Source organism: Erwinia sp. V71, from assembly GCF_965644245.1.
Taxonomy (GTDB): Bacteria; Pseudomonadota; Gammaproteobacteria; order Enterobacterales; family Enterobacteriaceae; genus Erwinia.
Window position 1 is genome coordinate 20,437 of record NZ_CBFFRK010000056.1, and the last position, 6,798, is coordinate 27,234.

General features: G+C 57.3%; 7 protein-coding genes. 1 reads left to right on the forward strand and 6 read right to left on the reverse strand.

Annotation, left to right across the window (positions count from 1 at the left end; all coding sequences use genetic code 11):
* Nucleotides 1–33 precede the first annotated feature (33 nt).
* The 5 genes from ACSZO1_RS12990 to ACSZO1_RS13010 are packed head-to-tail and all read right to left on the reverse strand — an operon-like array spanning nt 34 to nt 4,378.
* Entirely contained in the window at nt 34–828 is a 795-nt protein-coding gene (locus ACSZO1_RS12990) for an ABC transporter permease (RefSeq protein WP_437613169.1), read from the reverse strand.
* Nucleotides 825–1,775, reverse strand: coding sequence for an ABC transporter permease (locus ACSZO1_RS12995; protein WP_437613171.1), 951 nt, complete (start codon nt 1,773–1,775; stop codon nt 825–827). Before ACSZO1_RS12995 ends, ACSZO1_RS12990 begins: the two co-directional genes overlap by 4 nt.
* A gap of 32 nt (nt 1,776–1,807) precedes the next feature.
* Complete coding sequence (locus tag ACSZO1_RS13000; RefSeq protein WP_437613173.1) at nt 1,808–2,575, reverse strand: LamB/YcsF family protein; 768 nt, start codon at nt 2,573–2,575, stop codon at nt 1,808–1,810.
* 37 nt (nt 2,576–2,612) lie between these two features.
* Nucleotides 2,613–3,623, reverse strand: a complete 1,011-nt coding sequence (locus ACSZO1_RS13005; RefSeq protein WP_437613175.1) for a biotin-dependent carboxyltransferase family protein — start codon at nt 3,621–3,623, stop codon at nt 2,613–2,615.
* A complete protein-coding gene (locus tag ACSZO1_RS13010) occupies nt 3,620–4,378 on the reverse strand; it encodes a 5-oxoprolinase subunit B family protein (RefSeq protein WP_437613176.1) in 759 nt (252 codons plus the stop codon). The genes ACSZO1_RS13005 and ACSZO1_RS13010 overlap by 4 nt, the downstream gene beginning before the upstream one ends.
* A gap of 479 nt (nt 4,379–4,857) precedes the next feature.
* Between ACSZO1_RS13010 and ACSZO1_RS13015 the strand changes: the two genes are divergently transcribed.
* Nucleotides 4,858–6,120 carry a LysR family transcriptional regulator gene (locus tag ACSZO1_RS13015; protein WP_437613178.1) on the forward strand — a complete coding sequence of 421 codons (1,263 nt, stop codon included), beginning with the start codon at nt 4,858–4,860 and terminating at the stop codon, nt 6,118–6,120.
* Nucleotides 6,121–6,169: 49 nt separating this feature from the next.
* Here the strand turns inward: ACSZO1_RS13015 and ACSZO1_RS13020 are convergent, their stop codons facing one another.
* A complete protein-coding gene (locus tag ACSZO1_RS13020) occupies nt 6,170–6,607 on the reverse strand; it encodes an ECs1072 family phage-associated protein (RefSeq protein WP_437613180.1) in 438 nt (145 codons plus the stop codon).
* Nucleotides 6,608–6,798: the final 191 nt, after the last annotated feature.

The window sequence follows — 6,798 nt, forward strand, 5'->3', positions numbered from 1 at the left end:
ATGTGAAATAAACCACCGTGCGGGCACTGACGGTCAGATACCCATCGCTTTACGCACACCAACAAAACGTTCAAGAGCAAGAATGGTGACCACACTGGTCAGGATCATCAGGCTGGAAATCGCCGCAATCGACGGGTCAAACACCCGCGCCAGCGCATGATGCAGGTAAATCGGCAGCGGCTCGGTACTGGCATCGGCCAGCCAGAATGACACCGGGAAATCATCGAACGACACGAGGAAGGCAAACAGACAACCCGCCAGTATGCCTGGCATGATCTGCGGCAGCGTGACAAACCAGAACACTGACAGCGGCGATGCGCCGAGCGTGCTCGCCGCTTCCTCAAGGCTGTGATCGATCTGCTTAAAACTCGCCAGCAGGGTGCGCAGCATATACGGCAGGATGATCAGAATATGGCCGATCCAGAGATTGATCGGCACCAGATACATCTGCGCGACGGAGAAGAACTGCAGCATCGCCAGCCCGGTGATCAGGATGGGTAAAATCATCGGCGACAGCAGCAGCGTTTCAATCATCTGGCAACCGGGCAGGTCACCACGGTGAATCACTATCGCGGCGGGCGTTGCCAGTAATAACGCGGTGACTGTCGAGCTGAGTGCCAGCGTCAGGCTGGTGAGAAACGCCTGCTGGAATTTGCCATCGGCCATCACCCGCCCATACCATTCCAGGGTAAAGCCCTGTGGCGGGAAGGTGGCGAGAAAGCTGTCCGATACCGAAATCGATATCACCACCAGCAGCGGTGCCAGCATAAAAATCAGCAACACCGGCGTCACTATCCTGACAAAAAAGCTGTTCACTTCACCGTTCATGGGGCATCTCCTGCAGGCTGTGACGGGCTGCTGACACGCGGGGTGGCGGAGGTGGTGCTGGCAAAACGCTGGGTTAACGCGTTGCCGCAGGCGTGGCCAGTCAGGGCAATCGCGACCATGACAAAACCAATTGCTGCGCCCATCGGCCAGTCATATACGGTATTGATCTGCTGCTCCAGCAGCACGCCGAGCATCATGCCGTCCGGGCCGCCGATCATCGCCGGTGTGATGTAAGAGGCTGAGGTCAGGGTAAAGACAATCGTCACCCCTGCCATCAGTCCCGGCAGGCTGAGCGGTACAGTAATGCGCAGGAAGGTGGTCAGCGACGATGCACCCAGCATCCGCGCGGCTTCGAGATAAGCGGGTTTAATGCGTGCCAGTGAACTGGCCAGAGGCAGTACCAGTAGCGGTAAAAAGACATGCACTGACGCGATGATCACCGCCCATTTCGAATTGAGCAGCGTGAGCAACGACGTGATACCAAGCTGATGCAACAGATAATTAATGCCGCCCTGCGGACCGTTCGACAGTAAAATTTGCCAGCCATAAGTCCGCACGATCACGCTGACCATCAGCGGCGCCACCACGATAATAATGGTGAGACGGCTCATCAGTTTTGAACCGCCGGTGATGGTCAGCGCCAGCGGATACGCCATCACAATCGAAATCAGCGAGGTCATCACCGCGATAAACATCGTCTGCCAGAGGATGCCGAGATAAGTGCCAGCGGTAAACAACCGCTGATAATGTTCCAGCGTTAAGGGCAAACCAATCGACCCGTCTTCCGCCTGTGTCATCACGCTGTAACTGAGCAGGATGGCGGCAGGCAAGGCCATAAAAATAAACAGAAAGCTGACGGAAGGCAGCGCCATAATGGCCGCCAGCATCTGCTTTCGCCGGCGCGGATTAACCGGGCTGCTTTTTAATGTGGTGGTTAACGCGTCCATTTGCGGCTCCTCTTCTGACACGGCACGGAAAGTCAGTTGAACATCTTGTCGAGCGGCACAATGTTGTGACCGTTCTTCTCAATGGTGTCGCGCACCATACGGGCAATCTCTACCGCTCCCTGGGTATCGCTGTGGATCAGCACGCAGTTGGCATCAACCTTGATGACTTTGCCTGACAGCGCAGTCACCGTGCTGTCGCTGAGGAACTGCTCCATGCGCTCACGCACCATGCCTAAATCCGTGATCATGGCGTCGGGCAATTTGCGGCTGACCAGCTGACCGTTATCGTCGTAGGAACGGTCGGCGAAGATTTTGCCGACGCAGCGCATGCTGTTTTCGCGGGCGTAGTGCTCGCCAGAGGAGAAAACGCTGGCGGCGACAATAATGTCGGGGTCAAACTGGCGGAATGCGCCGTAGATATTGGCCATATAGGCCGGATTGCTGCGCTCCATCATCCCCAGTGCGCCGTGACCGCTGGCATGGGTGACTTTACAGCCGACGGATGCCGCAATCGCCGCCAGCGCGCCAATCTGATAAAGCGCCACTTTGCCCATCACTTCCGGGTCGATATCCATGGCCACGCGGCCAAAGCCCCATAAATCCGGCACACCGATATGCGCGCCCAGCGCCACACCGTGCTTTACCGCCAGCTCAGCATTACGGTGCATGATGATCGGATCGCCGGCATGGAATCCGCAGGCCACATTCGCCGACGAGACGATTTCCATCATCGCTTCGTCATCCCCCAGCGTCCATTTGCCGTAGCCTTCACCCAGGTCAGTATTGATATCGATGTTCATCGGTTACTCCTCTGTCATTGAATGCGATGCGGATGGTTCAGGTTATGTTTTCCAGCGGACTGCCCAGCCGTTGCCGGTTTTCCACCAGCCACTGGATATCACGCAGATACTTATCGAGTTCCGCCTGCGCGCTCTGCGCTTCAGCGGGGGTGGTGCGGGCAAATTTGAGCACCGTTCCCGGCCGAGCCTGCGCCAGCCGCCACAAATCAGCTTCAATCACCACGCCCATTTTGGGATAGCCTCCCGCGGAGTTGGCATCCGCCAGCTGAATCATCGGCAGCCCCGAAGGCGGCACCTGAATCACGCCGGTGGCAATGCCATGGGAACGCATTTCGGTTTTCTGTCTGATTTGCAGCGGGTCGCCTTCCAGCCGCGCGCCCTGGCGGTTGCTGGACGAAGTGACTTTCCAGCCGGCGGAGAAAAAACGCGCCTGTGACTCGTCAGAAAACAGCGCATATTCCGCCGCCGGGATCACCCGCAGCACCAGTTCGCCCGGCAGTGCAGTGGGGTGGCAGGCAGCGGAAACAATGCGTGGCGCGGGGGCGACGCCAAACGGCCCCGGGTCCCGGCCTGTGACCTGCGGCTGGCAGGTGTGTAAGCGATCACCGGCCTGTAACGCGCGACCTTCGAAACCGCCAAAACCCACCCGCAGATGGGTGGCGCGCGATCCCAGAACCACAGGCACATCGATGCCTTCACCGGAAAAGGCCAGGTAACAGCGCATGCCGGAGCGTCCGGGCACAATGTTAAGCAGCTGGCCGGGTTGAACCGGAAAACTCCACCATGGCGCCAGGCGCACACCATCGAGTGACACCTCGCAGTAAGCGCCGGTCACCGCCACGCGCATCGCCTGGTGAAAACGGATACGCACCGGCGGCATCTCAATTTCCAGGCCTGCCGCCGTCGGCTGGTTACCCACCAGCAGATTGGCGGTCACCATTGCCAGCCGATCCATCACACCGCCCCGGACAATGCCCAGACGGCGATAACCATCGCGCCCTAAATCCTGCACAGAAGAAAATGGTGGCGTTGAAACGATCTCAATCATGCAATGACGTCCGTCAGCAGGTAGCGGATCCTGTCACCAGGTGACACCAGTTCTGGTGGCTGCCGTTGCAGGTCGAAGGGAACGGGCGCCACAGGCGCATGGCCGATGGCGTGCCAGCCGGTCACCGTACTCTCGGCGCGCCCGGCCTGCGCTGGCGGGGTAATGTTGGTCTGCATGCCGCCAATCAGTAAGGTGGCGTTGGCTTTACGTGTGACCGGTACATCACGCCGTGGCGTTGCCAGCCGTGGGTCGAGGCCAAACAGATAACCGAATCCCGGGGTGGTGCCAGGGGCAAAAACCACATACTCGGCAGAGGCGTGAATCTTCGCCACCTCGTGCGGCGTCAGACCACGCGCAGCGGCCAGGTCGTGCAAATCGCAACCGTATTCGCCGCCATACACCACCGGGATCTCCAGCGTTTGTTGCGCCTGCCAGCCTGGCGTTAACTGGCGCCACTGACTGAGCAGATAAGCCGGTAAATCGTCGCCCGCCGTCAGGCTGCCATCGGTGATCACCAGCAGATTATTCATGCCCGGCTGGGCATCGACGACAAACGCGTTGTCGCTTAACAGACGGGTGAGTTTCCAGATCCGCTCCTGCGTTGGCAGGCACATCTCCCCTTCCGCCTCAAACAGAAAACCCGCGCTGCCACAAAGTGTCACTCTGGGCTGGTGCAACACGCCCGGCCGGGCGGCGATGATCGCCGCATCGGAGGGCTCACCGGCCTGTGCACTATCTGGGGTATTAATCAGCATCATCCTCACCTTTGAGCACAGATAACGTTCCGGCCAGCACAGCAATGTTCGTCATCGCGTTGCCATCATGGTGCGATTAAAAGCCAAAACCGTCCCACAATGGTGCGATGTCACGCCCTGTCATGCCGTGGCATACGACAGGTGTTTTTGTGTGATCTGTATGGCATTACTTATACGTTTCGCGTTACGCCCTTCCAAGATTGCAAAATTGCTACAAGTGATAAGTTTTCTGCTTCCCACCACAAAATGCGCTTATTCAGCGCGCTCAGGATAGACGTAACTCTTTGGTTAATATTCAATTAATTTCCAGACGCGCTAAAACATCGCGCGATTTCCCGTTACATCCTGAATACATCCGGCGATTTCTGGAGTGAATATTGCATCGCTGCAGTGGAGTGACTTTCACGCACGGCACGACCTGCGCCGCAGACGGGGAAGTTTCATCGACGGTTAAAACGTAAATTGATGGGAATGAGAGGATGCAAAAAGCTGCTTTTCCGAACTTACGGCACATCAATCTTGCTTTAACGATCCTGTCCGGCTCCAGCCTGCGCAGCGCGGCAAAACACTGCAATATGACCCAGCCTGCGGCATCACTGGCGATTAGCTCATTAGAAGAGATGCTCGGCGTGACGCTGTTTGAACGCTCGCCGCGCGGGCTGATGGCGACGCCCTACGCCGGGGTGATCAGTCAGCGTGGTAAACGGGCATTCCGCTTTCTGCGTCAGGCGATGAAAATCGCCTGCGACGAGCAGGCCGACAGCAGTGTGATTGTGCGTAAAGTGGTGGGCCTGACCACCGCACAGCTGCTGGCCATTACCGCGCTGATCAATACCCGCAATTTTTTCGCCGCCGCGGTTGAGCTGGGAATGCAACCGCAGTCGCTGCGCAGAACCCTTGTCACCCTCGAAGGCTGGCTGGGCTTTCCGCTGATTGTGAATGAGGAGTCTGGCGTCACACTGACGCCGCGCGGCCAGCAGACCGGGCAGCTGATCTCTCAGGCGGTGTGGGAAATTCGCGCAATACGTACCGAAATTCGCGAAATGGACAGCAAAATGGACGGCACGGTGGTGATTGGCTGCGTGCGCGCCACCGCTTCACATCTGATCCCCGAAGCCATTCTGCGCTTAAACCAGCAATACCCGTCCGGGCGTTTTAATGTGCTGCGGGAAAGTTACGACGTAATGATGGAAGGACTGGAAGCCGCCAGACTGGATTATGTCTGCACCACCCTGCGGCCTAAGCTGTCATCGGGGTTAACCGGCCAGGTGCTTGCCAACTCGCAGCTCAGAGCCTTGTGCTCGGCCAGCCATCCGCTGGCCGGAAAAGAGGTGCAACTCCACGAGCTGATTGATTATCCGTGGGTCGGGCCACCGGCGGACACCGAAGCCACCATCACGTTCAGGCAACGCTTCACCAAACAGGGGCTGGTGCCGCCGGAGTTTGCCATTGAAACCTTTGCCACCGAGTGGACGCAGGGCTTAGTGATGCGCAGCAGCTACCTGCTGCTGTGTCGCACCACTGCCTTTGGTGAGGAGTCACCACCGCCTGGCACGGTTTACCTGAAGGGCATCACCTTTGGCGATCCCCATCCTATCTGGCTGATTCACCGCAAAGACTTTCACCCTACGCGTTTTCAGACCACGTTTGAAAATATCCTTAAAGCGGTCTGCACCAGCCAGTCATCGGCAATACCCGGCAAAACGCGCTTTGCTGAAAGCGAAGTGTCCGAGCGCGTGTGATGAGATAGCTAACGATAAAGCCACCAGCAAGTGGCTTTTGTCTGGCGCGTTACCAGTGTTTGGGAAACTGCTGATACAGAATCGGGTCCCACTCGCGATCATCAATATCAGCGAACGGTTCCGTCGGCGTTTGCGCGGCAAAATGTTTGATCACGCGTTTTGCCGACTCTGGCAATTTGTCGCCGATCAGGTCTTCCTGCAACACGAACAGTGCATCCTGCAGGCTTAAGGCTCTGATATCCCCCAGCGGCCATTTATACTTTTGCAGGATAAGGTGATGCAGCGCCTGTTTGCCAGCCAGCGGATTGGCGGGCGTGGCGAATTTTTTCCGATGCTCTTCGAGCACAGCTTCAAGCGTGAAGAACAGTACCGCCTGATTTTGCACCTTGTAATAATCGGTTGTTATGCCACCGTCTAACGCTATGCCACGATGGTCGGCAATCCTTTTCTGAATCTGCCGGAAAAAGTCTTCACTGTTGTCGATCATCCCCACTACTCCTCAGGTGCGCGAGAAGGTCTAAGATAGCATTGCCGCAGGATGTGGAGAAGTTATTCAGACACACAATCGCGCAGCTCCTGACCGTATATTCAGCATTCCCTGACACGCGAATTCAGATAATAAGTGCAACGCTTGGTCATGTGGATGGAGGGACGGTTAGCTACCGATAAGCTATCCTG